The sequence below is a fragment of the Pseudomonas sp. UBA6310 genome (assembly GCF_002438225.1).
Classification (GTDB): Bacteria; Pseudomonadota; Gammaproteobacteria; order Pseudomonadales; family Pseudomonadaceae; genus Pseudomonas_O; species Pseudomonas_O kuykendallii.
Map to the genome: position 1 here is coordinate 80969 of NZ_DJTK01000055.1, position 23807 is coordinate 104775.

Annotated in this window: 21 protein-coding genes; 8 read left to right on the forward strand and 13 right to left on the reverse strand. The window is 68.7% G+C overall.

Features of this window, described 5'->3' with window-relative positions:
• Positions 1-102: 102 nt before the first annotated feature.
• From hemL to B3E91_RS13635, 3 genes are read right to left on the reverse strand one after another with little or no spacing between them, the layout of a single operon-like run.
• Positions 103-1392 carry a glutamate-1-semialdehyde 2,1-aminomutase gene (gene hemL, locus B3E91_RS13625; RefSeq protein ID WP_287029925.1) on the reverse strand — a complete coding sequence of 430 codons (1290 nt, stop codon included), beginning with the start codon at positions 1390-1392 and terminating at the stop codon, positions 103-105.
• 55 nt (positions 1393-1447) lie between these two features.
• On the reverse strand, positions 1448-2077 hold the full coding sequence (gene thiE / locus B3E91_RS13630; RefSeq protein WP_287029926.1) for a thiamine phosphate synthase: 630 nt from the start codon (positions 2075-2077) through the stop codon (positions 1448-1450).
• A 10-nt stretch (positions 2078-2087) separates the two neighbouring features.
• Positions 2088-2882 carry a hydroxymethylpyrimidine/phosphomethylpyrimidine kinase gene (locus B3E91_RS13635; protein WP_273230052.1) on the reverse strand — a complete coding sequence of 265 codons (795 nt, stop codon included), beginning with the start codon at positions 2880-2882 and terminating at the stop codon, positions 2088-2090.
• A gap of 188 nt (positions 2883-3070) precedes the next feature.
• Here B3E91_RS13635 and B3E91_RS13640 point away from each other — a divergent pair, with 188 nt between their 5' ends.
• From B3E91_RS13640 to B3E91_RS13650, 3 genes are all read left to right on the forward strand, one after another.
• Complete coding sequence (locus tag B3E91_RS13640) at positions 3071-5491, forward strand: 7TM diverse intracellular signaling domain-containing protein (protein WP_287029930.1); 2421 nt, start codon at positions 3071-3073, stop codon at positions 5489-5491.
• A gap of 98 nt (positions 5492-5589) precedes the next feature.
• Positions 5590-6231 (forward strand): TetR/AcrR family transcriptional regulator, encoded by a 642-nt coding sequence (locus tag B3E91_RS13645; protein ID WP_287029931.1) that lies wholly within the window; start codon positions 5590-5592, stop codon positions 6229-6231.
• On the forward strand, positions 6228-7892 hold the full coding sequence (locus B3E91_RS13650) for an acyl-CoA dehydrogenase family protein (protein WP_287029932.1): 1665 nt from the start codon (positions 6228-6230) through the stop codon (positions 7890-7892). The genes B3E91_RS13645 and B3E91_RS13650 overlap by 4 nt, the downstream gene beginning before the upstream one ends.
• Before the next feature lie 28 nt (positions 7893-7920).
• On the opposite strand, the gene B3E91_RS13655 is transcribed toward B3E91_RS13650, so the two are convergent.
• The 5 genes from B3E91_RS13655 to B3E91_RS13675 are packed head-to-tail and all read right to left on the reverse strand — an operon-like array spanning position 7921 to position 12378.
• On the reverse strand, positions 7921-8661 hold the full coding sequence (locus tag B3E91_RS13655) for an amino acid ABC transporter ATP-binding protein (protein WP_287029933.1): 741 nt from the start codon (positions 8659-8661) through the stop codon (positions 7921-7923).
• On the reverse strand, positions 8658-10163 hold the full coding sequence (gene argH / locus B3E91_RS13660; protein ID WP_287029934.1) for an argininosuccinate lyase: 1506 nt from the start codon (positions 10161-10163) through the stop codon (positions 8658-8660). The genes B3E91_RS13655 and argH overlap by 4 nt, the downstream gene beginning before the upstream one ends.
• Positions 10160-10849, reverse strand: coding sequence for an amino acid ABC transporter permease (locus B3E91_RS13665; RefSeq protein WP_090226027.1), 690 nt, complete (start codon positions 10847-10849; stop codon positions 10160-10162). Before B3E91_RS13665 ends, argH begins: the two co-directional genes overlap by 4 nt.
• Positions 10850-10856: 7 nt before the next feature.
• Complete coding sequence (locus B3E91_RS13670; RefSeq protein ID WP_287029935.1) at positions 10857-11519, reverse strand: amino acid ABC transporter permease; 663 nt, start codon at positions 11517-11519, stop codon at positions 10857-10859.
• A 13-nt stretch (positions 11520-11532) separates the two neighbouring features.
• Complete coding sequence (locus B3E91_RS13675; protein ID WP_287029936.1) at positions 11533-12378, reverse strand: transporter substrate-binding domain-containing protein; 846 nt, start codon at positions 12376-12378, stop codon at positions 11533-11535.
• A 227-nt stretch (positions 12379-12605) separates the two neighbouring features.
• On the opposite strand from B3E91_RS13675, the gene B3E91_RS13680 reads away from it, so the two are divergent.
• Entirely contained in the window at positions 12606-13508 is a 903-nt protein-coding gene (locus B3E91_RS13680; protein WP_287029937.1) for a LysR substrate-binding domain-containing protein, read from the forward strand.
• A gap of 183 nt (positions 13509-13691) precedes the next feature.
• Positions 13692-15065, forward strand: coding sequence for a nucleotide 5'-monophosphate nucleosidase PpnN (gene ppnN / locus B3E91_RS13685; RefSeq protein WP_287029938.1), 1374 nt, complete (start codon positions 13692-13694; stop codon positions 15063-15065).
• Positions 15066-15182: 117 nt separating this feature from the next.
• Here the strand turns inward: ppnN and B3E91_RS13690 are convergent, their stop codons facing one another.
• Positions 15183-16133 carry a threonine dehydratase gene (locus tag B3E91_RS13690; RefSeq protein ID WP_287029939.1) on the reverse strand — a complete coding sequence of 317 codons (951 nt, stop codon included), beginning with the start codon at positions 16131-16133 and terminating at the stop codon, positions 15183-15185.
• A 77-nt stretch (positions 16134-16210) separates the two neighbouring features.
• On the opposite strand from B3E91_RS13690, the gene B3E91_RS13695 reads away from it, so the two are divergent.
• On the forward strand, positions 16211-17545 hold the full coding sequence (locus tag B3E91_RS13695; RefSeq protein ID WP_287029940.1) for a PLP-dependent aminotransferase family protein: 1335 nt from the start codon (positions 16211-16213) through the stop codon (positions 17543-17545).
• 119 nt (positions 17546-17664) lie between these two features.
• Positions 17665-19140 carry an AMP nucleosidase gene (gene amn / locus B3E91_RS13700; protein ID WP_273230081.1) on the forward strand — a complete coding sequence of 492 codons (1476 nt, stop codon included), beginning with the start codon at positions 17665-17667 and terminating at the stop codon, positions 19138-19140.
• A 410-nt stretch (positions 19141-19550) separates the two neighbouring features.
• Here the strand turns inward: amn and ahr are convergent, their stop codons facing one another.
• The gene (gene ahr, locus B3E91_RS13705) at positions 19551-20585 is read right to left on the reverse strand and encodes an NADPH-dependent aldehyde reductase Ahr (protein ID WP_273230083.1); all 1035 of its coding nucleotides are present in this window, start codon (positions 20583-20585) and stop codon (positions 19551-19553) included.
• A gap of 178 nt (positions 20586-20763) precedes the next feature.
• Here ahr and B3E91_RS13710 point away from each other — a divergent pair, with 178 nt between their 5' ends.
• Positions 20764-21333: a pseudouridine synthase gene (locus B3E91_RS13710; protein WP_287029948.1), complete on the forward strand. Its 570-nt coding sequence runs from the start codon at positions 20764-20766 to the stop codon at positions 21331-21333.
• 132 nt (positions 21334-21465) lie between these two features.
• Here the strand turns inward: B3E91_RS13710 and B3E91_RS13715 are convergent, their stop codons facing one another.
• The 3 genes from B3E91_RS13715 to B3E91_RS13725 form a co-directional block, all read right to left on the reverse strand.
• Positions 21466-21672 (reverse strand): DUF2788 domain-containing protein, encoded by a 207-nt coding sequence (locus B3E91_RS13715; RefSeq protein ID WP_090226054.1) that lies wholly within the window; start codon positions 21670-21672, stop codon positions 21466-21468.
• A gap of 133 nt (positions 21673-21805) precedes the next feature.
• Positions 21806-22285, reverse strand: coding sequence for an Lrp/AsnC family transcriptional regulator (locus B3E91_RS13720; RefSeq protein WP_090226057.1), 480 nt, complete (start codon positions 22283-22285; stop codon positions 21806-21808).
• A 347-nt stretch (positions 22286-22632) separates the two neighbouring features.
• The coding region (locus B3E91_RS13725) for an NAD(P)/FAD-dependent oxidoreductase (protein ID WP_287029941.1) at positions 22633-23807 on the reverse strand (1175 nt) is incomplete at its 5' end.

The following is a 23807-nucleotide window of genomic DNA, read 5'->3' on the forward strand; positions in this document are numbered from 1 at the left end:
CTCAGAAACAGAGACGGGCCCATGCCCGGCCGACAAGCGTGTCGGCACGTTCATTATGGAATAACCCGTAGCTCGCTTACAAAGCCTTTACCCGCTTTTGTGTCAGCTTTTCTTCAATTCGGCGAACGCGCGTTCGGCGGCGTCGAGGGTGATCTTCAGCTCCGCGTCGCCTTGGGCGATCGACGTGAAACCGGCCTCGAACGCGCTGGGCGCCAGGTACACGCCGCCGTCGAGCATCAGGTGGAAGAAGCGCTTGAAGCGTTCGACGTCGCTGCCCATCACGTCGTCGAAGGTGACGATGTCGTCGGCGCCGCTGAAGTACAGGCCGAACATGCCGCCGGCCTGGGTGGTGACGAAGGGAATGCCGGCCGCATCGGCGCGGTCCTGCAGGCCCTGCAGCATGCGGCTGGTGTAATCGGTCAGCTCGGCGTGGAAGCCTTCGCGCTGGATCAGCCGCAGGGTGGTCAGGCCGGCGGCCATCGCCAGCGGATTACCGGACAGCGTGCCGGCCTGGTACACCGGGCCGAGCGGGGCGATGCGCTCCATGATCGCGCGCTTGCCACCGAAGCAGCCGACCGGCATGCCGCCACCGATGATCTTGCCGAAGGTGGTCAGGTCCGGAACGATGCCGTAGTGCGCCTGGGCGCCGCCGAGGGCGACGCGGAAGCCGGTCATCACTTCGTCGAAGATCAGCACCACGCCGTGCTCGTCGCACAGCTCGCGCAGGCCTTCGAGGAAACCGGGTGCCGGCGGCACGCAGTTCATGTTGCCGGCGACCGGTTCGACGATGATGCAGGCGACCTCCTGGCCGACCTCGGCGAGCATCGTCTTCACCGCTTCGATGTCGTTGAACGGCAGGGTCAGCGTGTGTTTGGCGAAGGCGGCCGGAACACCCGCCGAACTCGGTACGCCCTGGGTCAGCAGGCCGGAGCCGGCTTTCACCAGCAGGCTGTCGGAGTGGCCGTGGTAGCAGCCTTCGAACTTGATGATGCTGTCGCGGCCGGTAAAGCCACGCGCCAGGCGGATCGCGCTCATGGTCGCCTCGGTCCCGGAGCTGACCATGCGGACCATCTCCATCGACGGCACCAGGCGGCAGACGAGGTCGGCCATCTCGGTTTCCATGGCGGTCGGCGCGCCGTAGGAGAGGCCGTGCTCGAGCTGTTTGCGAACCGCGTCGAGCACGTCCGGATGGCTGTGGCCGAGGATCATCGGCCCCCAGGAGCCGACGTAGTCGACGTAGCGCTTGTCGTCCTCGTCGATCACGTAGGCGCCGGCGGCGTGCTTGAAGAACAGCGGGGTGCCGCCGACGCTCCGGAAGGCGCGGACCGGCGAGTTGACGCCGCCGGGGATGTGTTTCTGGGCGTTGGCGAACAGGGTTTCGGAACGGGACATGCGGGGCCTCTCGGAAGTCGGCGGGCGGATCAGCGTGGCTCATCCGCCGAAAGGGTCAGGGGGTGGCGAACAAGGCACTGAAGGCGTGGGCGCGACGCTCGACTTCCGCAGCGTTTTCGGCGCTGAACAGGGCGTGGATCACCGCCACCAGGCTGGCGCCGTGGGCGATCAGCGAGGGGGCGTTGTCGAGCGTCACGCCGCCGATGGCGACGATCGGCAGGCCGGCGAGCTGGCGGGCCTGGGCCAGCAGCTCGAGGCTGGCAGCCGGTGCGCCCGGCTTGGTATTGGAATCGAAGAAACGACCGAAGGCGACGTAGCTGGCGCCTTCGCGGATGGCCTGCTCGGCGAGGTCGAGGCGCGCATGGCAGGTCGCGCCGATGATCGCCTTGCGGCCGAGCAGGGCACGCGCCGCGGCCAGGGAACCGTCGCCCTGGCCGAGGTGCAGGCCGACGCCCAGGCGTGCGGCGAGCTCGGCGTCGTCGTTGATGATCAGCTGCGCGCCGTGGCGGGCGCAGAGTTCGCGCAGCGCCTCGGCTTCGCGCAGGCGGCGGGCGTCGTCGCTGGATTTGTCGCGGTACTGCAGCAGCCGGGCGCCGCCCTTGAGCGCCGCTTCGACGTAGGGCAGCGATTTGCCGCCGGCGAGCAACTGGCTGTCGGTGATGGCGTAGAGGCCGCGCAGTTTCATGACGGCCGGCTCACGAGCAGAAATCCAGCGGCAGGCGGCGTGGCACGTACTGGCCCTTGCCCGGCGCCTCGGCGTCGCGCAGCGTGCGCCAGGTGTAGGTCAGCGCCGTCTGCACCGCGCTGGCGAGGTCTTCGCCAAGGGCCAGGCGCCCGGCCAGGGCGCTGGCGAGGGTGCAGCCAGAACCGTGGTAGCTGCCCGGCAGGCGCTCGCAGGTGAAGCTGTGGCGGGCGCCGTCGCGGGAGTAGAGGCGGTTGTGCACCTGCTGCTCGTCGCCGTGGCCACCGGTGATCAGCAGGTGGCGGCAATAGGGCAGCAGCTTTTCGGCGCACTCGTCGGCGCTGCCGTCGGGCAGTTCGGCGAGGATGCGCGCTTCGGGGAGGTTGGGCGTGGCGATGGCGGCGATCGGCAGCAGCCGCTCGCGCATCGCGAAGCCGACGTCGTCCTTGCCCAGGGCTCCGCCGCCGCCTGCGCGCAGTACCGGGTCGCAGACCAGCGGCACGCCCGGCAGTGAGCGCATCACTTCGAGGACGGTTTCGACCATCTCCACCGAGCCGAGCATGCCCAGCTTTACCGCGGCGACCGGCAGATCCGCGATCACCGCATGCGCCTGGGCGAGCACCCATTCGCGGTCGAGCACGCGAAAATCGACGACGTCGACGGTGCTCTGCACGGTCAGCGCAGTGACGGTCGGGGCGGCGTGGCAGCCTTGGGCGAGCAGGGCTTCGATGTCGGCCTGCAGGCCGGCACCACCACTGGGGTCATGCCCGGAGAGGCAGAGGACAACGGGGCGAGAGGGCATATTCATGGTGCGCGAGCTTATCACTAAACGCTCGGCGGAGGACCTCCAGGCGGCTGCCGCGACAGGGGCCAGTGCCCGCGCGCGGGCCTGCGCCGTCGGCGGCGGACTGGTACAGTTCGCCGCTTTCTCACCCGACCGACCGGCTGCGCTCCTCCGGGAAGCGCTCCTGTCACCGGCCGTTTTGTGCAGGACGTATGCGGCAACTCCTCCTCTACATCCTTTGCCTGTTGCCGAGCCTGGCAACGGCAATCAGCTTCGACGAACGAACCGAGAGCGTCCCGCTGGGGCGCGCGATGGCGGTTTTCGAGGACCCGCGCGGCGAGGTCGGCATCGAAGAGATCAGCTCGTCCGCCTTCGACGGCAAATTCCGCGCGCATGACCAGGACGTGCTCAACGCCGGTTATTCGCATTCGGCGTTCTGGCTGCGCGTGGACCTGGAATACCAGCCGCACGGCGCCGGCGATGCGCGCGACTGGCTGCTGGAACTGGCCTATCCGCCGCTCGACGACCTGCAGCTCTACCTGGCCGACGCCGAAGGCCGCTACCGGCTGGCGCGCCACACGGGCGACGGCCTGCCGTTCGCCAGCCGCGAGCTGAAGCAGAACAACTACCTGTTCCGCCTCGGCCTGCAGCCCGGTCAGCCCATGCGCGTCTACCTGCGGCTGAAAAGCGAGGGTTCGATCCAGGCGCCGCTGACGCTGTGGGCGCCGCATGCCTATCTCGAAGGCCAGACCGGCCGCGTCTACCTGCTCGGGATCATCTACGGCGTGCTGCTGGTGATGCTCTTCTACAACCTGTTCATCTTCCTCAGCGTCCGCGACGTCAGCTACCTCTACTACATCCTCTACATCGCCTCGTTCGGCCTCTACCAGGTGTCGGTGAATGGCGCCGGCATCCAGTATCTCTGGCCGGACAACCCCTGGTGGGCGAACGCGTCCACGCCGTTCTTCATCGGTGCCACGGCGCTGTTCGGCGGCCAGTTCGCCCGGCGTTTCCTGCGTATCCTGCAGTATTCGCTGCCGCTCGATCGCCTGCTGCGCGCGCTCATGGTCAGCGCCGCGCTGGTCATGCTGCTGTCGCTGTGCAGCAGCTACGCCATCGCCCTGCGCCTGGCCACGCTGCTGGCGTTGGCGTTCACCGTCACGGTGTTCGCCGCCGGCGTGCTGGCCTGGGCGCGCGGGATGCAGGTGGCGCGGTATTTCACCCTGGCCTGGAGCGCCTTCCTCGGCGGCGGACTGATCAACACGCTGATGGTGCTCGGCTACCTGCCCAACGTCTTCTTCACCATGTACGCCAGCCAGATCGGTTCGGCGCTGGAGGTCGGCCTGCTGTCGCTGGCGCTGGCCGACCGGATCAACGCGCTGAAGGAGGAGCGCACCGGCATCCTGCAGGCGGCCGAGCGGAAACTGCAGGCGCTCAACGCCGAGCTGGCGGCGGGCAATCGCCTCAAGGACGAGTTCCTCGCCACCCTGACCCATGAGCTGCGCACGCCGATGAACGGCGTGATCGGTTCGCTGGACCTGTTGCAGACGGTGCCGCTGGACACCGAGTCGGCGCTCTACCGCAAGACCGCGGCCGATTCGGCGCGCGCGCTGCTGGGCATGATCGACGACCTGCTGGCGCTCACCGAGCTGCAGGCCGGGCGCCTGCGCGCCGTGCGCGAGCCGTTCAGCCTCGGCGGGCTGCTCGACGCGCTGCGCGGCACCTACGCGGCGCGTGCCGAGGACAAGGGCCTGCGCTTCTCCCTCGAGCGTCAGCCTGGCCTCGAAGAGGTGCTCGAGGGCGACGCGCAGAAGATCGCCCAGTGCCTCGGCCACCTGCTCGACAACGCGATCAAGTTCACCGCACGCGGCGGCGTGGTGCTGCGCGTGGCGCGCGAAAGCGACGCCGCGGGCCACCTGAGCTTCGTCGTCAGCGACAGCGGGATCGGCTTCGTCACGCCGGCCGATGGCTCGCTGTACCAGCATTTCAAGCAGCTCGACGGGTCACTGACCCGCAGCTACGGCGGCCTGGGCATCGGCCTGGCGTTGTGCCGCCAGCTCGCCGGACTGCTCGGCGGCGAACTGCGCCACCAGTCCCTGCCAGGCCGCGGCAGCCGCTTCGAGCTGAGGCTGCCGCTGGCGTCCGGCGTCCGTCACACGACCGGCACGGCGGCCGACGCCGTTGCGCCGCGACGTCCGGCCGATTGCCGGGTATTGCTGGTGGAAGAGGACACGGTCAGCCGCCTGGTGTCGCGCGGCATGCTGCTCAAGCTGGGCTACCAGGTGTTCACCGTCGACAACGGCGAGCAGGCCTTCGAGCTGCTCGCACTGGAGCCGGTGGATGCGCTGCTGATCGATTGCGCCGCGCCCGGCGATGACGCCCATGCCACCTGTCGGCGCCTGCGCCAGCGGTCGGAGTACGCCAGGCTGGTGCTGCTGGGCATGGTCGATGCGCCGCAGGCCGCTGCCCGAGAGCATTGCCTGGCGGCGGGGATGGACGATTGCCTGGGCAAACCGATGCGCTTCGAGGAGCTGCAGCGGCTTCTTCGCCGCGCGCTGCTCAACCGAACCAACCGGGTGGGGTCAGAAGAACAATCGGCCGGCGGCGACGCCCTCTGCCGTACGTCGGGATGAATGCCTTGGCGGAGTAAGGCCTGCGCTTTGGCCGATCTCCCGCTTTCGCAAACATCTGAACGCTGGTTCACTTCTTGTGAAGCAATCGGGAGCCACCCATGGCCTACCGCACCACCCCCGCCCGCATGGATCGCGATGAGCAGCTGCGCCAGCGCATTCTCGACTGCGCCCTGAGTCGGGTGGCCGGCGGCGGTTTCGCCAGCCTGACCATGGTCGCCCTGGCCGACGACGTCGGCATCGCCACCGGCAGCCTGTACCGCCATTTCCACAGCAAGGGCGAGCTGGCGGCGGAGGTGTTCGCCAGCGCCAGCGGCCGCGAGGTCGAGGCGCTGCGCGAGGTGTTGAGGGGCGACGGCGATCCGGCGGCGCGCCTGGCGCACGGCGTCCGGCAGTTCGCCGCGCGGGCCTGGAGCAGCCGTTCGCTGGCCTTCGCCCTGATCGCCGAGCCGGTGGAGGCGGAGGTGGACGAGCAACGCCTGCTCTACCGCGAAGCCTATGGTGAGCTGTTCTGCGAGCTGCTGGAGGAAGGCGCGGCGCAGGGCGCGTTCCAGGTCGCGCAACCGCGAGTGATCGCCGCGTGTCTGGTGGGCGCGATTGCCGAATCGCTGGTCGGTCCGCTGTCGCCGCCCGCCTGGGCGGCGCGCGAGGCCGGTCGGCCGTCCGTTGAACTGGCCGTGGTCAGCGATGCCCTGACCACTTTCTGTCTGCGCGCTGTCGGCGCCAAGGAGCCCCATCCGTGAATTCCCCTCAGTCCGCGTTCAGTGCCCTCGGCGAAACCCACGAGGTCTTCAACCAGGTGCCGCCGCTGGACGGCGCCAACCTCTACCGCCTCGACCTGCCGTTGCAGGAGTGGGTGCACCGCTTCCAGGGCGGCTGGGCCGAGGACCGTCTGCAGGCATACGGAGCGCTGGCCGGCGGGCCGCTGATGGCGGCGGGTTTCCTCGCTAACGAGAACAAGCCGGTGTTCAAGAGCCATGACCGCTATGGCCAGCGCATCGACCTGGTGGAATTCCATCCGGCCTACCACGAGCTGATGCGCACGGCCATCGAGCACGGCATCCCGTCGCTGCCCTGGACCGACCCGCGCGCCGGCGCCCACGTGGCCCGGGCCGGGCTGAGTTACCTGCACTCGCAGGCGGAGTCCGGCAGCGGCTGTCCGCTGACCATGACCTTCGCCAGCGTGCCGGCGCTGCAACTGCAGCCGGATATCGCCGCCCAGTGGCTGCCGCGCGTCCTCGCCACAGAATACGACCCGCGCAACCTGCCGATGGAGCGCAAGGCTGGCGTCACCCTCGGCATGGCCATGACCGAGAAGCAGGGCGGCACCGACGTGCGCGCCAACACCACCCGCGCCCACGCCCTCGGTGCCGGCGGGCCGGGCCAGGCCTACGAACTGGTCGGCCACAAGTGGTTCTGCTCGGCGCCGATGTGCGACGCCTTCCTGACCCTGGCCTACACCGACAAGGGCCTGACCTGCTTCCTGCTGCCGCGCCACCGCCCGGACGGCACGCGCAACGCCTTCTACATCCAGCGTCTGAAGAACAAGCTGGGCAACTGGTCGAACGCCTCCAGCGAGGTGGAATACCGTGGCGCGCTGGCCTGGATGATCGGCGAGGAAGGCCGCGGCGTGCCGACCATCATCGAGATGGTCGGGATGACCCGCTTCGATTGCATGGTCGGTTCCAGCGCGCTGATGCGCCAGGCGCTGAGCCAGGCCACGCACCACTGCGCGCACCGTCAGGTCGGCGGCCGCCTGCTGGCCGAACAGCCGCTGATGCGCAACGTGCTGGCTGACCTCGCCCTGGAAAGCGAGGCCGCGCTGGCGCTGAGCCTGCGCATGGGCCACGCGCTGGACAACGCCGACGACGCCCAGGAAGCGACCTTCGCCCGCCTGGTGACCGCGGTCGGCAAGTACTGGATCTGCAAGCGAGCGCCGGGAATGATCGCCGAAGCCTCGGAATGCCTGGGCGGCGCCGGTTACGTCGAGGAAACCATCCTGCCGCGGTTGTACCGCGAGGCGCCGGTCAACTCGATCTGGGAAGGCTCCGGCAACGTGCAGTGCCTGGACGTGCTGCGCGCGCTGTCGAAAGAGGCCGGCGTGCTCGACGCGCTGTTCGCCGAACTCGGCGACGGCCACGGTGATGCCCGTCTGCGCGCGCATATCGAGCGCCTGGCGAAGAACTTCCGCGATACCGACGACATCCAGTACCGCGCCCGCCAGCTCACCGAAGACGTGGCCGTCGGCCTGCAGGCCAAGCTGCTGCTGGAGGCCGGCAACGCCGTGGTCTCCGACGCCTTCATCGCCAGCCGCCTGGGCGACGGCGGCCGCGAGTACGGCACCCTGCCACGCGGCGTGGATAGCGAGGCGCTGCTGGCGCGCAGCACTCCGCATCTGTTCTGAGTGCGGCGGACGTCTCGCCCGCGAGACGTCAGTGCAGGACGCTGTGGAGGAACTGCTGCGTGCGGGCTTCCTTCGGCGCGGTGAACATCTGCGACGGCGGCCCCATTTCGACGATCCGGCCGTCCGCGAAGAACACCACCCGATCCGCCACTTCGCGGGCGAAGCCCATCTCGTGCGTCACCACGATCATGGTCATGCCTTCCGCGGCCAGGCCCTTCATGACGTTGAGCACGTCGCCGACGGTCTCCGGGTCGAGCGCCGAGGTCGGCTCGTCGAACAGCAGCAGGCGCGGCTTCATCGCCAGCGCGCGGACGATGGCGACGCGCTGCTGCTGGCCGCCGGACAGCTCCGACGGATAACCGTCGGCCTTGTGCTGCAGGCCCACCCGCTCCAGCAACGCCAGCGCCTCGCGCTCGGCATCCGCGCGCGACGCCCGCTTGAGCTTGACCGGCGCGAGCGTCATGTTCGCCAGCACCGTCATGTGCGGAAACAGGGTGTAGTCCTGGAACACCATGCCGACGTCCTCCCGCAGGCGGGCCAGCGCCCGGCGGTTTCCCGCCTGGATCGATTCGCCGCCGTCGATGACGACGCTGCCAGCGCTGGGCTCTTCGAGGCTGTTCAGGCAGCGGATGAAGGTCGATTTCCCCGAGCCGCTGGGGCCGATGATCACCACCACCTCGCCCTCGCTGACGTCCAGGTCGACGCCCTTGACCACCTCATGCTCCCCGAAGTACTTGTGCAGGTCGCGCACGGTGAGCATCGGCTTCATAGGCCGGCCTGCGCCCGGGTCGCCGCCTGCAGCCGCTCATGCGCCGCCGCGAGGCGGTCGCGGCGGGCCTGGTTGGCCTGGCGCTCCAGCCCGATGCGTTGATTGGCGCGGATCAGGCTGGGCTCCAGCGAGAGCAGCGAGGGGCCGCCGGCGGAGGTGCGCGCCTGCACGTTGGCGGTGGGGTCGAGGCAGTCGCGTACCTTGTCCGCGGGCAGGTTCAGCGGGTGGCCGAGCTGCTCCAGCGCGCAGACGTCCACCATCGCCGTGTCGATGCGGTGCGCCGGAATCCCCGCGTCCATCGCCAGGCGCACCGCGCCGCCGACGACGTGGTGCGCCTCGCGGAACGACAGGTCCGCCTCGCGCACGATCAGGTCCGCCAGCGCGGTGGCGGTGGAGAAGTCCTCGCCGGCCCGTTGCACCGCCAGTCGTGCGTTCGGCGTCGCCGTGCGCAGCACCAGGTCGAGCAGCTTCAGGCAGCGCAGGCTCTCTTCCGCCGCCTCCCAGAAGCTGCGGGTGCCTTCGCGGTTGGCGTCGCCGGTGTGGGAAAAGTTGCTGCCCTTGATGGTGGTGCTGGCGCCCATCAGCAGGCCGACGATGTGCCCACTGCGGCCCTTGAGGTATTCCAGGACGGTCGGGTTCTTCTTCTGCGGCATGATGCTGGAGGTCGCCGCGACGCTGTCGGGGAAGTCGATCAGGCTGAACTCGTGGGTGCTCCAGACGAAGTAGTCCTGCGCCACGCGGCTCCAGAACACCGACAGCAGGCTCAGGTGGGACAGGCTTTCGAGAATGAAGTCACGCGAGCCCACGGCGTCCAGGGCGTTGTCCAGATAACCGTCGAAGCCCAGCAGCTCGGCGGTGCGCGCACGGTCGATCGCGAACGGAGTGCCGGCGAACGCGGCGGCGCCCAGCGGGCTCTGGTTCATCGATTCGAGGGTCTGGGTCAGTCGCCGGCAATCGCGCTCCAGCGCCTGCTCGACCGCCGACAGGTAGAACCCGTAGGTGATCGGCTGGGCCGGCTGCAGGTGGGTGTACCCCGGCATGACCACGGTAGCGAACGCCTCGGCCCTGTCCAGCGCGGTCTGGCGTACCTGGATCAGCGCGTCGATGAGGTCCATCAGGACTTCCCGGCAACGCAGGCGGTCCAGTGTGGCGAGCATGTCGTTGCGGCTGCGCCCGGTGTGCAGGCGGCCGCCGATGTCGGCGCCGATCTGCTCGATCAGGTGCGCCTCGTAGTTGAAATAGGCGTCCTCGCGGGAGGGGTCGAGGGTCACCGCGGCCGGCCCGGCCGCCTCCATGTCCAGCACGCCCCTGGCCAGCACAGCCGCATGTTCTTCGCGAATCAGGCCGCGCTCGGCGAGCATGACGATGTGCGCCTTGTTGACGTCGCCCAGATTGGCGAAGCCGTCGGCGAAACCTTCCAGGCGCGGCCGGTAGATGTACTCGTTGACCTCCGGGGCGGTGGCTTCCTTCAGGCGCCGACTGACTTTGGATTCTTGCATCATGAAACCCCCTGGTTTTTGGTACGCATCGCCGGGCGGCCCAGGCGGCGTTCGAGATAGCGGCTGAGCCAGCTCAGCGACGAACAGATGACGAAGTACACCAGCAGAACGCCGCCGTAGACGGTGAACGCCGGGCTGACGCCGGTCATCACTGTGGCGCGTTCGATGATGATCTGGCCGACCTTGAGGAACTCGCTGACCCCCACCAGGGCGCCCAGCGAGGTGGCCTGGACGAGCATCGTCAGCAGGCCGGTGTAGGCCGGCAGGATCGCCCGCATCGACTGCGGGGCGATCACGTGCAGGTAGATCTGCCAGGGCCGCAACCCCAGCGTCCAGGCGCTCTTCCACTGGTGGCGGGGCACCGATTCGAGGCCGCCGCGGACGATTTCGATGCCGTTGGCGCTGCCCCACAGGGTCAGCCCGGTGGTGACGGCGGCGAACGGGCTGAGGTCCAGGCCCAGCATCGGCGCGCCGAAGAAGATGAAGAACACGTTGACGATCAGCGGGATCGAGCGGAACAGCTCGACGTAGGCATGGATGAGCGTGCGCAGCACGCGGTTGCGCAGGGTCGCCAGCACGCCGAACACCGACGAAATCAGGGTGGTGAACAGCAGGACCACCAGCGCCAGGCGCAGCGTCATCCATAACCCTTTGGAGACGAACCCCCAGTTCTCGATGAGGATGTTCATGGCGGCCTCAGTGCTGGAAAGGACGTTGCAGGTGGGCGGCCAGGCGCCCGGTCAGCGCTGCCAGGACTGCCACCAGGGCCAGGTAGATGACACAGATCGCGCTGAACATCTCGATCGCGCGAAAGTCCGTGGCGATCCGGTCCACCGCGACGAAGGTCAGCTCCGCCAGGCCGATCGCCTGCAGGTAGGAGGAGTTCTTCAACAGCGAAATCGCCGTGTTGAGCATCGCCGGAAGGCTGGTGCGAAACGCGATGGGCAGCGCCACCAGGCCGAAGTAATGGATCGGCTTGAGGCTCAGGGCCATGCTCGCCTCACGCATGCCGTACTCGACCGTGGCCAGGCCGCCGCGCACGTTTTCCACCTGGTAGGCGCCGGCCCACAGCGACAGGCACAGCACGCCCGACCAGAACAGCGAGAGCTCCATGCCGATGGCCGGCAGGCCGTAGAAGATGAAGAACAGCTGCACCAGGATCGGCGTGTTGCGGATCAGCTCCACGTACAGGGCGACGAACTGCGCCAGCAACGGGATCTTCATCGCCCGTGCGGCGCCGCCGAGAACACCGATGACCAGCGAGGCGGCGATGGCCAGCAGCGACACCCGCAGGGTCATCAGCACGCCGTCCAGCAGCGCCGGCCATTGCGCCAGCAGGTAGTCGAAATCGAAGTCCATCGGCGGCCGACGCTCAGAGCGCTTCGGCAGGTTTGGCCTGCTCGAAGACGCTCAGGTAGTAGCTCTGGATGTTTTCCGGCACGTACTGCTGGACCCAGACGCGGAACAGTTTTTCCTCGTGCATGCGCGCCACCGCGGCGCTCAGGTAGTCGCGCCAGGCCGCCTCGTTCTTGCGCACGCCGATGGCGGCGTCGGATATCTGGAACGGCTCGTTGAGCAGGCGCGCATTCTTGTCGTTGTCGGCCACCACGACCAGGGTCGCCGCGTCGTGGGTGTAGGCGTCGGCGCGTCCCTGGCGGAAGGTCTGCAGCGCATCGGCGGCGCTGTTCATGCGCAGGGTCTTCACCTCGGGCATGTGGTCCTCGAACCACTTGGCCTGCACCGAGCCCTTCAGGGTGGCGAGGGTCTTGCCGTTCAGGTCGGTGATCTTCCTGATCGGGCTGTCCTTCTTCACCACCACGTCGCTGGCGCCCCAGCGATAGGGCGTGGTGAAGTCGATGACGCGCTGGCGCTCGGGGGTCACGCCGAGGGTCGCGATGAGGAAGTCGACCTTGCGCCCAAGCAGTTGCGGCACCCGGTTCTCGGCGGTGACGCAGGTGAAGGTCACCTTGTCCTTCGAGCCCAGCGCCCAGAGCGCGATTTGCCTGGACATCTCCACCTCGACCCCGGCGAACTCGCCGCTTCCATCCTGGAAGCCGTAGGGAGGCTGGTCGCAGCGCACGCCCGCGCGCAGCTGGCCGGCTTCCTTGATGTCGTCGGGAACGGCAGGCAGGTCGGCGGCATGCAGCTGAGTCAGTCCCGCCAGGGACACGCAGGAAAAGGCCAATGCGGTGCGAAGGGTCTTGAAGGAAAACGACATGGTGCCTCCTGGTCAACGTTCAGCATCGCGTGCACCGGGCACTGCGACGCATGATTTCAGGGCAGGAACCGAGACGGGACTCGGTGCAAGGGACGGGCTCGTACTTCTCCGGACAGCGCATCCATCTGCGCGGTTGCATCGCTGCCGAGAACAGTTATAAGGCCTCTGGTTCATGCCAACAAATGACAATACAGTGGGGGCTCATACGGAATTGATATGGTCTGCCCATGAATTTCAAACAGGTCGAAGCCTTCCGCGCCGTGATGTTGAGCGGCTCGATGACCGCCGCCGCCGAGTCGCTGCACACCTCGCAACCCAACATCAGCCGGCTGATCGCGCAGCTGGAGCGGCAGAGCGGCTTCCGCCTGTTCGAGCGCCTGGGCGGACGGCTGCTGCCCACCGACGAGGGAACGGCGCTGTTCGCCGACGTCGAGCGCGCCTTCATCGGCCTGCACAGCCTGGAGCAGTCGGCGCAGAACATTCGCCGCGCCGGCACCGGGCGCCTGCGCATCGCCGCCGTGCCTTCGCTCTCGCTGACCCTGCTGCCGCGGGTGATCCAGCGCTTTCGCGCGGAGAACCCGGAGGTGGCGATCTCGATCCATACCAACGACTCGCCGACGGTCGCGCATTGGGCCGCCTCGCAGTTCTGCGACCTCGGGCTGGCGTCCTATGTGGGCAAGGAGTTTCCCGGCGTGAAAAGCCAGGCCATCTGCGATGTGCCGGGAGTCTGCGTGTTCCCCAAGGGGCATCGGCTGGGCGCCCTCGATTCGGTGGGGCCGGAGGACCTGAAGGGCGAGGAGTTCATTTCGCTGTCGCAGAACGACGGTTCGCGCGCGCGGGTGGACCGGGTGTTCCCGGACGGCAAGGGCCAGCGCAAGCTGAACCTGGAAACGCCCTACGCGGCGACCATCTGCTCGCTCGTCGCGCTCGGCCTGGGCGTGAGCATCGTCAACCCGATGGTGGCGATGGAATATTTGCACCGGGATATCGAGACCCGCCCGTTTTATCCGCAGATTCGCTTCCCGACCTATCTGCTGTTGCCGGTGGACCGGCCGCAGAGCGTGCTGACCCAGCGCTTCGCGCAACTGATCCACGAAATGCTCACCGCCGCGTCGAAAGACTGGCTGTGAGCGGGTGCCGGCGGGGAATGAAATGGCCGTGCCGGCGTCCAAAGCGCTCGTCCGCGCGAGCCCGCCCGCGGGCCGGATCGAAACCGGCCGTGCGCAGGACCCTCCGCTTCAGGTAACGTCATCACATGCCCCCAACCCCTGGTTCCGTCGACTTCGCCGGAATCACGCGCCTCGGAAAGCTCAATGTCCCTACGAAACACGATCAATGCCTCGGTATCGCCCAAGGGCAGCCTGGAAACCCTCTCCCAGCGTGAAGTGCAGCAACTGCGTGAAACCGGCTCCGGCAGCGTGTACGCGCTGTTCCGCCAGTGCGCGCTGGCGATCCTCAACACCGGGTCGCACAGCGACAACGCCAAGACCATCCTGGAGGCCTACCCGGACTTCGAGGTGAAGATCCACCAGCAGGACCGCGGCATTCGCCTGGAGCTGCTCAACGCGCCGGCCGATGCCTTCGTCGACGGCGAGATGATCGCCAGCACCCGCGAGATGCTCTTCAGCGCACTGCGCGACATCGTCTACACGCAGAGCGAGCTGGAGAACCAGCGCGTCGACACCGAGACTTCGCAGGGCCTCACCGACTACGTCTTCCACCTGCTGCGCAACGCCCGCACGCTGCGCGCCGGGGTCGAGCCGAAGATTGTCGTGTGCTGGGGCGGGCATTCGATCAGCAGCGAGGAATACAAGTACACCAAGCGCGCCGGCCACGAGCTGGGCCTACGCGGGATGGACATCTGCACCGGCTGCGGTCCCGGCGTGATGAAGGGGCCAATGAAGGGCGCGACCATCTCCCATGCCAAGCAGCGCATCCTCGGCGGTCGCTATCTGGGCCTGACCGAGCCGGGCATCATCGCCGCCGAGGCGCCGAACCCGATCGTCAACGAGCTGGTGATCCTGCCTGACATCGAGAAGCGCCTGGAGGCCTTCGTCCGTGTCGGCCACGGCATCATCATCTTCCCCGGCGGCGCCGGCACGGCGGAGGAATTCCTCTACCTGCTGGGCATCCTCATGCACCCGGACAACGCCGAGCTGCCGTTCCCGCTGATCCTTACCGGGCCGAAGAGCGCCGAAACCTACCTGCAGCAACTGCACGCGTTCATCGGCGACACCCTCGGCGAGGCGGCGCAGAAGCGCTACACGCTGATCGTCAACGACCCGACGGAAGTCGCCCGGCAGATGGCTGCGGGGATCAAGGCGGTCCAGCAGTTCCGCCGCGAGCGCAACGACGCCTTCCACTTCAACTGGCTGCTGAAGATCGACGGCAGCTTCCAGCATCCGTTCGAGCCGACCCACGCCAACATGGCCGGCCTCAACCTGACCCGCAACCAGCCGTTGCACGAACTGGCCGCGAACCTGCGCCGGGCCTTTTCCGGCATCGTCGCCGGCAACGTCAAGGCCCACGGCATCCGTCTGATCGAGGAGCATGGCCCCTACGAGATCAGCGGCGACAGGGACATCATGCAGACCCTCGACCGCCTGCTGCAGGCCTTCGTCGAACAGCACCGCATGAAGCTGCCGGGCGGCAGCGCCTACGTGCCCTGTTACCGAGTGGTGACCTGATCGGCGCTGCGGCGCTGAACAAGCGCTCGGACGGTATCGCCGCAGCGCCGGGGCTTCGCTCCCCTCTCCCGTTCACGGGAGAGGGGCCGGGGGAGAGGGGGCTTTACCCGACGCCTATCAGCGAATGATCTCCGCCAGCATCTGCCGGTCGATGTTGGCGCCACTGAGGATCACCGCGGCGCGGCCGTCGCGGTTGATCTCGCGTTCCTGCATCAGTGCGGCGAGGGCGGCGGCACCAGCGCCTTCGGCCAGGTTGTGGGTGTCCTCGTGGAGCACGCGGATCGCCGTGCGGATTTCCTCGTCGTCGACCCGCACGATGCGCGCGGCGCCGGCGCGGATGATCTCCAGCGCCTCGGCCTGCGGGTCGCGGCAGGCCATGCCGTCGGCGAAGGTGTCGGCGCGTTCGGTGCGGCGAATCTCGCCGGCCTCGAAGCTCTGCGCATAGGCGTCCGCGCCACGCGCGACGACCCCGACGATCTCGGTGCCAAGGCCGAGCAGGTCGCGGGTGCGGATCAGCCCGCAGATGCCCGAACCCATGCCGATCGGCACGTACACGCGGTCCAGCGGCGGCGCCGCCTCGAACAGCTCCAGCGCATAGGTGGCCACGCCGCGCACCAGGTCCGGGTGCAGCGCGGGCACGAAATGCAGGCCCTCGTCGCGGGCCATGCGCGCGGCCAGCGCACGGGCTTCGTCGAAGTCGCGACCCTGCTCGATCACCTCGGCGCCGAACGCGCGCATCGCCGCGTTCTTCTCCCGCGCATTGCCCTCCGGCACCAGGATGCGCAGCGCCAGCCCGGCGTGGCGGGCGGCCAGCGCGAGGCTCTGGCCGTGGTTGCCGCGGGTGGCGGTGATCAGCCCGCGAAGCTCCGGCTGCCGGCGGCGCAGGCTGTCGACGTAGACCAGCCCGCCGCGCAGCTTGAAGGCCCCGGTGGGGTTGTGGTTCTCGTGCTTGACCCAGACCTCGCAGCCGGTCCGCTCGGCCAGCAACGGCCAGGCGATCTGCGCGGTGGGCGGGACGAGGGGACGGATCAGGTGGGCGGCATCGCGCAGTTGCTGCAGGTCGAACATCGGTTTTCTCCGTGGGTTTGACCCGATGCTACGGCGCGCGCATTGTATGGGTAAATCCTTATATTGCATGGCAGACAATGTGGCTTCCTGAGCTCGATACCGCCAACCAGCCGACCTACCTAGCGCTGGTCGAGGCGATCTCCACGGCGATCCGCAGCGGCGAACTGGCCTGCGGCGCGCGCCTGCCGCCGCAACGGCGGCTGGCCTGGGCGCTGGGCATCAATCCGAGCACGGTGATGCAGGCCTACCGCGAGGCGGCGCGCCGGCACCTGGTCTCCGGCGAGGTCGGCCGTGGCACCTACGTGCTTGCCGACAGCCGCGAGGCGAGCCTGTTCCTGCTCAAGCAGCCGCCGGCCGACAGCGAACGCATCGACCTGTCGACCAACGTGCCGGTGACCGATGCGGACAACCGCGATCTGTCGCAGACCCTTGCCCGGCTGGCCGCGCGCGGCGAACTCGACGCGCTGCAGAGCTATGCGCCGGCGGCCCTGGTGATGCGCGGGCGAATCGCCGCCAGCCAGTGGCTGCAGGGGCGCGGCCTGGACTGGCCGGCGTCGCGCGTGCTGCTCTGCGCCGGCGCCCAGCAGGGCGTGTCCGCGGCGCTGCTGTCGCTCTGCGAGGCTGGCGAGCCGCTGCTCGCCGAGGCGTTCACCGCGCCCGGCATCAAGGGCGCGGCGCGGCAGTTGCGCCTGCCGCTGCACGGCGTGGCGATGGACCGCCACGGCATCCTGCCGGAGGACCTGGACCGCCAGGTGCGCGCCACCGGGGCGCGGGTGCTGGTGCTCACGCCGTGCCTGCAGAACCCCACCGGCGCCTGCATGGATGCCGAGCGGCGCGCGCGCGTCGCCGAGGTGATCGAGCGCCACGGCCTGTGGCTGATCGAGGACGACGTGTACGGCGCGCTGAGCGACCAGCCGCCGCTGGCGCAGCGGCTGTCCGAGCGCTGCCTGCTGGTGACCAGTCTGTCGAAGACCGTTTCACCGGGACTGCGCCTGGGTGTCATCGCCGGCTCGGAGCAGTTGCTGGCGCGCATCGACCGCGAGGCGCAAGCGACCAACTGGGCGGTCTCGCCGCTGTGCCTGGCGGTCGCCTGCGAGTGGATCGAGGATGGCACCGCGCAGCGGCGTCTCGACTGGCAGCGCGAGGAAGTGCGTCAGCGCTGGCGCCTGGCGGCGCGCCTGCTCGGCCCGCGGATGCCGCAACAGCAGGCGGCGCCGCACCTGTGGTTGCAGACCTCGGACAGCGAGTCGCTGGCGGCGGCCTGTCGCGCGGCCGGGGTCGGGGGCGCGCCGACGGAGGTGTTCGCGGTGGGCCACACGCCGCTGAATGCCGTGCGCATCAGCCTGGCCGCCGCCCGCAGCCGCACCGAGCTGAAGCAGGCGCTGGAGCGGGTGGTCGCGCACTGGCCCTAGCGGGCGCCTGCTCGTCCGAGGGGGGATGACCGCCGTCCCCGGACGAGCGCGCTTGCGAAGCAGCGTCAATCGGTGGCAGCGTGGGCCATCGCTTCGAATGGCAAGACAAGGAATCCCGCATGACCGATCACGTTGCCGACGAATACGTCGTCGCTTCCACTGCCGAACAGGCGGTCGACCTGCTCACCGAACTGCACCAGCGCGCCGCCACCTCGCTGAGCCAGGCGCTCAAGCGCTACCTCAAGGAACGCGCCGAGCCCGATGCCGCGCAGCGCGCGCTGTTTCGCTACCCGGAACTGCGCCTGACCTACGCCACCCAGGGCGAGGCGGCGTCCACCACGCGCGCCTACGCCAAGGTCCAGGTGCCGGGCGTGTACCGGGTCACCGTGACCCATCCCGAGGCGTTCCGCGGCTACCTGCTCGACCAGTTGCGCCCGCTGATGAGCGACTACACGGTGCGCGTCGAGGTCGGCTCCAGCGCGCAGAACATCCCCTATCCCTACGTCGTCGAGCAGGGCGACGAGTTGGCCGGCAGCGGGGTGACGGCCGCCGAACTGGCGCGGGTGTTCCCCAGCACCGACCTGTCCGCCGCCACCGACTCGGTGGCCGACGGCCTCTACGACTGGACCGACACCGAGGCGCTGCCGCTGTCGCTGTTCGACGCCGCGCGCACCGACTTCTCGCTCAAGCGCATCCAGCACTACACCGGCAGCGACTGGCGCCACGTGCAACCGTGGATTCTGCTGACCAACTACCACCGCTACGTCGACCAGTTCATCCGCCACGGCCTCGAGCAACTGCGCGACGATCCGCGCTTCGTGCGCATGGTGCTGCCGGGCAACGTGATCATCGAACGCGGCACGCCCGAGGAGGACGCCCAGGCGGTGGCCGACGCGGTGGTCTGGCACCGCTACCAGATGCCGGCCTACCACCTGATCGCCAGCGACGGCCACGGCGTGACCCTGGTGAACATCGGCGTCGGCCCCTCCAACGCGAAGAACATCACCGACCACCTCGCCGTGTTGCGCCCGCACTGCTGGCTGATGATCGGCCACTGCGGCGGCCTGCGGCAGTCGCAGACCATCGGCGACTACGTGCTGGCGCATGCCTACATGCGCCGCGACGGCATCCTTGACCGCGTGGTGCCGCCGCACATCCCGATCCCGGCGCTGGCCGAGGTGCAGCAGGCGCTGCAGGAGGCCGCGGCGCAGGTCACCGGCGACAAGGGCGAAGCGCTCAAGCGTCGCCTGCGCACCGGCACCGTGCTGACCTACGACGACCGCAACTGGGAGCTGCACTGGGCCCACGAGCGGGCGCTGATCAACCTTTCGCGGGCGGTGGCGGTGGACATGGAAAGCGGCACCATCGCCGCCCAGGGCTACCGGCTGCGGGTGCCCTACGGCACGCTGCTGTGCGTCTCCGACAAGCCGCTGCACAGCGAGATCAAGCTGCCCGGCGCGGCCGGCGCGTTCTACGAGCGTGCGGTCAGCCAACACCTGAAGATCGGCATCGCCGCGCTCGACCTGCTGCGCAGCCAGCTCGACTCGCTGCACTCGCGCAAGCTGCGCAGCTTCGACGAGCCGCCGTTCCGCTGAGCCGCGTTCGGCGAGACCGCGTCCGGTGGGTTACGGCGCGGGCCATCGCGGATACCTGCAGCCGCACAGTACGCCTAACCCACCCTACGAAATCGGTTCCAACCCGACCGTAGGGTGGGCTTCAGCCCACCGAACGGCGTCCGGCGAGACCCCATCCGGTGGGTTACGGCGCGGCCCATTGCGGATATCCGCAATCGCACCGTGCGCCTCACCCACCCTACGAAATCGGTTCCAACCCGACCGTAGGGTGGGCTTCAGCCCACCGAACGGAGCTTGGCGAGAACCCATCCGGTGGGTTACGGCGCGGGTCATCGCGGATATCCGCAGCTGCACCGTGCGCCTAACCCACCCTACGAAATCGGTTCTAACCGGACCGTAGGGTGGGCTTCAGCCCACCGAGCGGAGTCCGGCTATTTGCTAGCGTCGAGCACCACGCGGTAGCGCGCCTTGCCGGCGCGCAGGTGGTCGATGGCGGCGTTCACCTGGCTCATCGGGAAGTGCTCGACCTGCGGCACGATGCCGTGGCGGGCGCAGAATTCCAGCATGCTGGCCATGGTCGCCGGCGACCCGACTGGCGAGCCGGACAGGCTCTTCTGCTGCGGGATCAGGTTGAACACGTGTACCGGGATGGCGCTGGGCACGATGCCGACGAAGTGCAGGCGACCCTTGGCGTTGAGCGTGCCGAGCAGGGCGTTCCAGTCCAGGTCGGCGCTGGCGGTGACCAGCAGGAAGTCCAGGCTGCCGGCGATCGCCTTCATCGCCTGGCTGTCGGTGGAGGCCACCACCTTGTGCGCGCCCAGGCGCTGCGCCTCTTCCTGCTTGCTCAGCGACGAGGTGAACGCCGTGACTTCGCAGCCCCAGGCGTTGAGGAAGCGCAGCGCCAGGTGGCCGAGGCCGCCGATGCCGACCACGCCGACGCGGTCGGTGGGCTTCACGCCGAACTCCAGCAGCGGGCTGAAGACCGTGGAACCGGCGCAGAACAGCGGGCCGGCGAGGCTCGGATCGAGGCTGTCGGGCAGGGCGATGGCCCAGGCCCAGTGCGCGCGCACCCGGTTGGCGAAGCCGCCGTTGCTGCCGACGATGGTCGGTTTCACCGTGCGGCAGAGCTGGTGCGAGCCCTCCATGCACGAACTGCAGTGCATGCAGCTGCCCTTGTACCAGCCGATGCCGACGCGCTGGCCGAGCTTCAGGCCGCGGGTCTGCTCGCCGAGGCGGACGACGGTGCCGACCACCTCGTGTCCGGGCACGAACGGATAGCGCGCGTTGCCCCACTCGTTGTCGATCATCGACTGGTCGGAATGGCAGATGCCGCAGTATTCCACGGCGACTTCGACGTCCTCGGCGCCCAACGGGCCGGGGCTGAATTCGTGGCGTTGCAGCGGCTCGCCGGCGGCCATCGCCGCCCAGCCGGTGAAGGTATCGAGTACGGATTCGGAAGTGCTCATGCCAGGCCCTCGCGGTGGATTGGAACGTCCGGGGTAGCATAGCCGGCTGCCGGGAGCACTGGGCAGCTGCATAAGCGGCGGCAATGATCCAGGCGTGCCTCAGTTACACTGCGCGTCCCTTCGACGCCCTGGAACGTGCATGCCCCGTCCGCCCCGATCGCGCCCGGCTCCCCGACGAGTGGCCAAGGCGCCACCTGCCGAGCCGCGCCTGATCCTGCTGAACAAGCCGTTCGACGTGCTCACCCAGTTCCAGGACGAAGCCGGCCGCGCGACCCTGAAGGACTTCGTCGCTGTGCCCGGCGTGTACCCGGCCGGTCGCCTGGATCGCGACAGCGAAGGCCTGTTGCTGCTGACCAACGACGGCCGCCTGCAGGCGCGCATCGCCGACCCGCGGCACAAGCTGGCGAAGACCTACTGGGTGCAGGTGGAGGGCGAGCCGAGCGAGGAGCAACTGCAGCGTCTGCGCGACGGCGTGGCGCTGAACGATGGCCCCACGCTACCGGCCGAGGCGCGGCGTCTCGACGAGCCGACGCTGTGGGAGCGCCATCCGCCGGTACGTTTTCGCAAGAGCGTGCCCACCGCCTGGCTCGAATTGGTGATCCGCGAGGGGCGCAATCGCCAGGTCCGGCGGATGACCGCGGCGGTCGGCCTGCCGACCCTCAGGCTGGTGCGCGTGCGGATCGGCGAGTGGACGCTGGACGGCTTGCAGCCGGGCGAATGGAAGGATTTACCGCTGCCGAAGGCCTGAGCGTGCCGGCGGTGCGCGCGGCGCACCCTACGCGAGGCCTGGCGAACCGACGTAGGGTGCGCCATGCGCACCAAGGGCCACAACACGCACACGCACACGCACAACCGTAGGGTGCGCCATGCGCACCAGAAGCTAGAAGCCGCCTTCGAGGCCGGCGACCACCAGCGATTTGATCAGGAATCCGGCGACGCCCAGGCCCAGGGCGAGGAACAGGATCATGGTGCCGAAACGTCCCGCCTTGGACTTCTTCGCCAGGTCCCAGACGATGAAGGCCATGAACGCGATCAGCGCCGTGACCAGGCTGTACATCATTATTTCTTCGAACAGTTCGGGTTGCATCGGGATCTCCGGGAGGTGTGCCTCGCCCGCGTCCGGCAGGCGCGGCGCCTGGCGCGGGGCCGGCGCAACGCGTCACGAACCACACCGGCACGGCGAAGCGCGGCGATTATACGGCAAGCCCGCGCTCATCGGCTCAGCCGCGCAGATGGCCCAGCGGAAGCTCGGTGCTGCCGAGCACCTGATCGAGCACGAAGGCGGAGCGCACGCTGGTGACGCCTTCGATGCGGGTGAGCTGGCCGAGCAAGAATTTCTGGTAGTGCTCCATGTCCTGCACAACCACCTTGAGCTGGTAGTCGGCGTCCATCCCGGTGACCAGGCTGCATTCGAGCACCTCCGGGCACTTGCGGATGATGTCCTGGAAATGCTCGAAGCGCTCCGGCGTGTGCCGGTCCATGCCGACCTGCACGTAGGCGGTCAGCGTCAGGCCGAGCTTCTTGCGATCCAGCAGCGCCACCTGGCGGCTGATGTAGCCGTCGTCCTCCAGTTGCTTGACGCGTCTGGAACAGGGCGACGGCGACAGGCCGATGCGTTCGGCCAGCTCCTGATTGGAGATGCGCGCGTCGCGCTGCAATTCGGCGAGGATGCGCAGGTCGTAGCGGTCCAGCTTGTCCATTTTTTCGGGGCTCTTTGGTTTTATTGCTGGGGATCATGCATGTGCGAGCTTTGATTGCGCAAGTAACGTCGAGATGGGCAATTTTAGCAATCACCTGTCGCCGCCGCGGGCGTACGCTTTACCTCAGTTTCAAGGCCCGGACGAAATGTCCACCCGGCCCGCTCAATCAGGCGGGTTGGCGCCGACGGTCCCACCGGGCCGCTCTGGCACCCGGGTCCGCACTGCCCAACCAGGCGGGCGACGAAAGCGGCGATATCCTCGCCAGTAACGGACGCGCAGTAAAAGGGGGAAGACCGGACGGTCTTCCCCCTTTTGTTTGGGCCGCGTTCGGGGCGAAACCTTCGCCCTCAGTCCGGATTCGCGCGAATCAGCCGCAACGCCTCGTCCACGCCGAGCGGCTGGCGCATGCGTTCGGCCAGCAGGGCCATGGCCCGCTGGCGCTCGCAGCCGACGGCGGCGGCGACCTGGTCGCCCTGGCGCAGCAGGGCAATGAACTCGAAGCGTTCCGGTTCCCCCTCGTAGACCACCTCGTCCCAGCGTTCGGCATGGCCGAGGTAATCGATGCGCTTGCCGAAGTGGAAGGTCCAGAAGAACGGCACGTCGCGGTAGCGCGCGTCGCCCCCGAGCATGTTCTGCGCGGCGATGCGCGCGTGCTGTTGTGCCAGGCGCCAGTGCTCGATGCGCGCCGGCTCGCCGGCGTAGGGGAAGCGCGCGATGTCGCCGGCCGCCCACAGCCCATCGGCGGCGCGCATGCCGGCGTCGACCGGCAGCGCGCCGTCCTCGTCGAGCAGGGCGTCATCGAGCATCGCGGTGACCGGGCTGACGCCCACGCCGAGCAGCACCAGCTCGGCCGGCAGCTGTTCGCCGTTATCCAGCAGCACGCCGTGCACCCGCTCGTCGCCGTCGAAGCGCAGCACCTCGGCGCCGCGGTGGAAGATCACCCCGTTGTCCTCGTGCAACTGGCCGATGGCCGCGCCGATGCGTTCGCCGAACGCGCTGGCGAAGGACACCTGATGGCGCGCGATGACGCTCACCACCAGGCCGCGCTGGCGCAATGCCGACGCGGCTTCCAGGCCGATGAAGCTGTCGCCGACGATCACCGCGCGGGTGCCCGGCCGGGCTGCCTGCAGGATGGCCTCGGCGTCCTCGCGCGAGCGCAGCAGGAGCACGTTGTCCAGGGTCGCGCCCGGCAGCGGCAGGCGTTGCGGCTCGCCGCCGGTGGCCAGCAGCGCGGCGTCGTAGTCGAAGTGGCGGCCATCGAGCAGGCTGGCCCGGCGCGCGGCGGCGTCCAGCTGCACGACCTCGCCGTGGATGCGCTGGATGTCCTGTTCGGCGAAGAACGTCTCGTCGCGCAGCGCCGGCCCCTCGGCGGGCGGCACCTCGCCGGAGAGGACGAATTTGCTCAGTGCGGTGCGGTCATAGCCGGGCCGCCGCTCCCGGTCGATCAGCAAGAGTTCGCCGGCGAACCCCTTCTCGCGCAGCGCGGCGGCAGCGGCGGTGCCGGCCGCCCCGGCGCCGATGA

Coding starts and splice junctions, on each gene's coding strand:
- B3E91_RS13680 (WP_287029937.1), top strand. CDS start 12,606: ATGAATTTCAAACAGGTCGAAGCCTTCCGCGCCGTGATGTTGAGCGGC.
- hemL (WP_287029925.1), bottom strand. CDS start 1,392: ATGTCCCGTTCCGAAACCCTGTTCGCCAACGCCCAGAAACACATCCCC.
- B3E91_RS13715 (WP_090226054.1), bottom strand. CDS start 21,672: ATGCAACCCGAACTGTTCGAAGAAATAATGATGTACAGCCTGGTCACG.
- amn (WP_273230081.1), top strand. CDS start 17,665: ATGACCGATCACGTTGCCGACGAATACGTCGTCGCTTCCACTGCCGAA.
- B3E91_RS13720 (WP_090226057.1), bottom strand. CDS start 22,285: ATGGACAAGCTGGACCGCTACGACCTGCGCATCCTCGCCGAATTGCAG.
- B3E91_RS13690 (WP_287029939.1), bottom strand. CDS start 16,133: ATGTTCGACCTGCAGCAACTGCGCGATGCCGCCCACCTGATCCGTCCC.
- B3E91_RS13635 (WP_273230052.1), bottom strand. CDS start 2,882: ATGAATATGCCCTCTCGCCCCGTTGTCCTCTGCCTCTCCGGGCATGAC.
- argH (WP_287029934.1), bottom strand. CDS start 10,163: ATGATGCAAGAATCCAAAGTCAGTCGGCGCCTGAAGGAAGCCACCGCC.
- B3E91_RS13665 (WP_090226027.1), bottom strand. CDS start 10,849: ATGAACATCCTCATCGAGAACTGGGGGTTCGTCTCCAAAGGGTTATGG.
- thiE (WP_287029926.1), bottom strand. CDS start 2,077: ATGAAACTGCGCGGCCTCTACGCCATCACCGACAGCCAGTTGCTCGCC.
- ahr (WP_273230083.1), bottom strand. CDS start 20,585: ATGAGCACTTCCGAATCCGTACTCGATACCTTCACCGGCTGGGCGGCG.
- B3E91_RS13655 (WP_287029933.1), bottom strand. CDS start 8,661: ATGAAGCCGATGCTCACCGTGCGCGACCTGCACAAGTACTTCGGGGAG.
- B3E91_RS13675 (WP_287029936.1), bottom strand. CDS start 12,378: ATGTCGTTTTCCTTCAAGACCCTTCGCACCGCATTGGCCTTTTCCTGC.
- B3E91_RS13670 (WP_287029935.1), bottom strand. CDS start 11,519: ATGGACTTCGATTTCGACTACCTGCTGGCGCAATGGCCGGCGCTGCTG.
- B3E91_RS13640 (WP_287029930.1), top strand. CDS start 3,071: ATGCGGCAACTCCTCCTCTACATCCTTTGCCTGTTGCCGAGCCTGGCA.
- B3E91_RS13645 (WP_287029931.1), top strand. CDS start 5,590: ATGGCCTACCGCACCACCCCCGCCCGCATGGATCGCGATGAGCAGCTG.
- B3E91_RS13695 (WP_287029940.1), top strand. CDS start 16,211: ATGTGGCTTCCTGAGCTCGATACCGCCAACCAGCCGACCTACCTAGCG.
- ppnN (WP_287029938.1), top strand. CDS start 13,692: ATGTCCCTACGAAACACGATCAATGCCTCGGTATCGCCCAAGGGCAGC.